Genomic DNA, 3,942 nt, shown 5'->3' with positions numbered 1-3,942 from the left:
AAAACGCCCAGTGTCGCGGGATGGAGCAGCCCGGTAGCTCGTCAGGCTCATAACCTGAAGGTCGTAGGTTCAAATCCTACTCCCGCAACCACAGAAACCGACATACCGGGCCCCCCTGATGCGAAAGCATCAAGGGGGCTGTCGGCATTGGCGCAATTGCGCCGATCCAGCCATTCCAGGATGGTGCCAAACTCGCCGTGGAGCATGGCGTTGACCTCGCCCCGTTTGGTGCCGGGCGTCAGAACGATGCGCTCGATGAGTCCGCGCAAGGCGTCGGCCGCCTCCTGCCGCTCCTCTGGATGCGCCAGGGCTTCGGCAAACCGCTCGACCTTGCGGCGGTAAATCTCCGAGATGTTCGGATGGATATCCGGCACATCGGTGGGGGCTGCGGCGAGCCGGGCGCGGATGGCGTCTTCCTGTGCTTCCAACTCGAGAAGCTGATCGACCAGCGCGCGCGTTCCCTTGCCTTCCGTCGCGAGCGTGACCAGGCTTTTGATCGCCTTGAGGACCTTCTCCAGTTCCTGCCGATCCGCGCTCTGGGAGGCCCGGCGGGCATGGTTGAGGCGATTGCTCTCCTCGACATAGGCGCGAATGGCTTCCGCGGCGATTTCCGGACTCATCAGCCGGTCGCGCAGCCCTTCGAGTACCCGCGCCTCCAGCTTGTCGCGCGCGATGCTATGCCCATTGGAACAGCTTCTCGTGTCGATATGGTTCGAACAGGCAAACCGCCCCTGCCCGCGAAGGGTATAAGACCCGCCGCAGCAGCCGCAGTGGACGAGACCGGACAGCAGGCTCCTAGGGCGATGGGTGCGGTTCATGGCATTATGGGCCGAGCGCGTGGCTTCGATGACGCCGGCATATTGGACTGCGATATCGTCCTGTCGCGCTTTTGCGGCCTGCCAGAGTTCATCATCCAGGATCCGCAGGTCGGGTACCTCGGTGACGATCCATTCCGACTGCGGATTGATCCGCGAGACGCGTTTGCCGGTCTGGGGATTCTTGAGATAGCGAAGGCGGTTCCAGACCAGCTTGCCGATATAGAGTTCGTTGTTGAGCAACCCCGTGCCGCGCTTGGCGTGGCCCCGGATCGTGGTTGAGGTCCAGAGCTTGCCGGTAGGAGCCGCGACACCCGAGTCGTTGAGTCGGCGGGCAATTGCCTGGGGGCTGAGGCCATTAGCGAACTGCCGGAAAACCTGCCGGACGACTTCGGCTTCGGCGGCATTGATGCTGCGCTCGCCATGCACCGCTTCGCCCTCGCTGGAAAAGCGGCGCACGACGTCATAACCGTAACACAGGCCGCCGCCCGACTTGCCCTTCTCGATTCGGCCCCGAAGGCCACGATGGGTCTTCTTGGCAAGATCCTTGAGGAACAGCGCGTTCATCGTGCCCTTGAGCCCGACATGCAGTTCCGACACCTCGCCTTCAGCGAGGGTAACGATCTTCACGCCGGCGAACTGGAGATTCTTGTAGAGCGTTGCGACATCGGCCTGATCGCGGGACACGCGATCGAGTGCCTCGGCAAGCAGCACGTCGAAACGTCCCATCTGCGCATCCTGCAAAAGCGCCTGAATACCCGGTCGCAGGATGACGCTGGCGCCGGAGATCGCCGCATCCTTGTAGCTGCCCACGATACGCCAGCCTTCACGGCCTGCCTGTTCGCGGCAGACCAGGAATTGATCTTCGATGGAAGCGGGGCTCTGCTTGTCGTCGGAATAACGGGCATAAAGGGCAGCACGGATCATCTCGGTCTCCTTGCCGCAATGAATAGCATGATCGTTCCGAGCGACCAATCTCGATGGGAGCGAACAAGAACAGGCCACGGCGGCCCACACGCATGGCACCAATTATCGCCGGCTTATACCTCTGGAGCGCTCGGCTATGAGGCTGCCGGAGGGGGCGGCAGTGGAAAGCGCGCACGCAGTTCCAGGGTTCGGCGCGTTTTCTGGATGGTGGCATGCACCGCGGCCCCGCTCATTCCGAAGCGCTTGCCGATTTCCGGTCCGCTCAGACCTTCCACCTCGTGCAGCCGGAGCATCGCTTCGCCAACGGCAAATCGCTCCGAGCGCGTCCTGGCGGCCCGGGTGATCTTCTGGAGATGACGGGAAAGCGAAGCCCCCAGAAGTTCGAGCGCCGATGGCTCGGCTTTTCCACTCCACCGCTGACGGAAGCGCCAGCCATAGCGGTCCATCGCGGCTGCAATCTCACAATAGCTCACATGGCCCAGATTGGGCACTCGAAAGACGCTCAATCCCTCGCAGCGGGAAAGGTCGCTGAGGTGCAACCGTTCGATCGGAACCCCCGCCACGGTCGATGTGGGATCGCCCAGCATGTCGAGATGGCCAAGGCAGTTGCGCGTACGTGGAGATATGACGTGCCAGGCTTCGAGCGCGAGAATTGAAACATCCCGCCTGGGACCTTCCCAAATGACGTCGGTTTGCACCATGGTCCTCGTCCGGTTTTCCGCTTCGCATCAGTCATCTCACCATCCCGTCGCAGTTACACAGATCGTTCCGGTCCAGTAACTTCTCTTTGGGAAGTCATGACAATATTCGTTTTGTGCCGATGATAGGTATTTGGCTGAAAGAAAGGTCGTGTCCCACGGGGTGGTGTAGGAACCGTCGATCTACGGCAGGATCGGGTTCAGGTCAGGCGGCCAGTGCTGGCAAGCTGACAATAGGATTATGGCTCACCGAGCCGAGCGTTTCCAGCGTCATGTATCGGCGCGATACGGCCCACTCATCATTTTGCTCCAGCATAAGCGCTCCGACGAGACGAACCACAGCGGCATCATTGGGGAAGATACCGATCACGTCGGACCTTCGCTTGATCTCCTTGTTGACCCTTTCCAGCGGGTTGGTGGACGCGATCTGCGCCCAATGATCTTTGGGGAAGGCCATGTAGGCGAGCACGTCCTCGCGTGATGCGTCCATCATGTCGGCCAGCTTTGGAAACTTCTCGCGCAGGGCATCGGCAACCTGCTCCCACTGCTGGTGCGCCGCCTCGGCCGTTTCCTGCGCGAAGATCGTCTTGATCATGGCGATGACGGCCGGCCGCTGCTTGGGCGCGGCATGGGCCAGCGCGTTGCGCATCCAGTGCACCCGGCAGCGTTGCTGGCTCGCGGCGAACACCTTGCTGGCGGCGGCGCGCAGTCCCTTGTGATCGTCGGCTATGACCAGCTTCACCCCGCGAAGGCCCCGATCTGCCAGCGAACGCAGGAAGGCTTTCCAGAAGGGCTCCGCCTCCGAGGGACCGGTGGCGACGCCGAGCACTTCGCGGCGGCCATCGGTATTGACGCCCACGGCGATTATCGCCGCCGTCGAGACGATCCGCCCGCCTTCCCGGACTTTGAGGTAGGTGGCGTCGATCCACAGGTAGGGCCACTCGCCCTCAATCGGCCGCGCCAGAAAGGCATTCACCCGCTCGTCGATCTCGGCAACCAGACGACTGACCTGGCTCTTCGATACGCCGCTGGCGCCCATCGCCTTGACCAGATCATCGACCGAACGAGTCGAGATCCCGTGCACATAGGCCTCCTGAATTACCGCTGCCAAAGCCTTCTCGGCGGTCCGGCGCGGCTCCAGGAAACTCGGGAAGTAACTGCCCTTGCGCAGCTTCGGGATTGCCAGATCAATCCGGCCAGCGCGGGTGTCCCAACCACGCTCGCGATAGCCGTTACGGTGGTTGAGCCGGGCTGCACTACGAGCACCGGCAGGAACCCCGGTCTTCGCCTCGATCTCCATATCCATCATGCGCTCAGCGGCAAAAGCCAGCATCTCGCGCAACAAATCGCTGTCAGCCCCTTGCTCAATCAGCTCAACAAGGGCCATTCTGTCGTCGGTCATCGTCTTCTTCTCCAGGTTCGAGTTCGCATCCGAACCCTACCAGAAGATCGACGGTGGCCACCCTCTCAGGGAAACCTTCCTACACCACCCCGTGGGACAC

At 61.9% G+C, this 3,942-nt stretch carries 2 protein-coding genes and 1 tRNA gene; 1 reads left to right on the top strand and 2 read right to left on the bottom strand.

All coding sequences use genetic code 11. From position 1 onward, the window contains the following. Positions 1-14: 14 nt before the first annotated feature. Positions 15-91 (top strand) — tRNA-Met (locus A0U87_RS25945). Here A0U87_RS25945 and A0U87_RS25940 read toward each other — a convergent pair. Beyond that, positions 48-1,742: a recombinase family protein gene (locus A0U87_RS25940; protein ID WP_137406128.1), complete on the bottom strand. Its 1,695-nt coding sequence runs from the start codon at positions 1,740-1,742 to the stop codon at positions 48-50. The two genes, A0U87_RS25945 and A0U87_RS25940, sit on opposite strands and share 44 nt — an antisense overlap. Before the next feature lie 903 nt (positions 1,743-2,645). Continuing rightward, the gene (locus A0U87_RS25935) at positions 2,646-3,842 is read right to left on the bottom strand and encodes an IS256 family transposase (RefSeq protein WP_004207070.1); all 1,197 of its coding nucleotides are present in this window, start codon (positions 3,840-3,842) and stop codon (positions 2,646-2,648) included. Between the last annotated feature and the right edge of the window lie 100 nt (positions 3,843-3,942).

This window comes from Sphingobium sp. MP9-4 (genome assembly GCF_005281675.1).
GTDB lineage: Bacteria > Pseudomonadota > Alphaproteobacteria > Sphingomonadales > Sphingomonadaceae > Sphingobium > Sphingobium yanoikuyae.
This window is presented reverse-complemented; position numbering and strand designations above follow the sequence as displayed.

Excerpts from the sequence above, each read along its gene's own strand:
- A0U87_RS25940 (WP_137406128.1), bottom strand. The coding sequence starts at position 1,742 with ATGATCCGTGCTGCCCTTTATGCCCGTTATTCCGACGACAAGCAGAGC.
- A0U87_RS25935 (WP_004207070.1), bottom strand. The coding sequence starts at position 3,842 with ATGACCGACGACAGAATGGCCCTTGTTGAGCTGATTGAGCAAGGGGCT.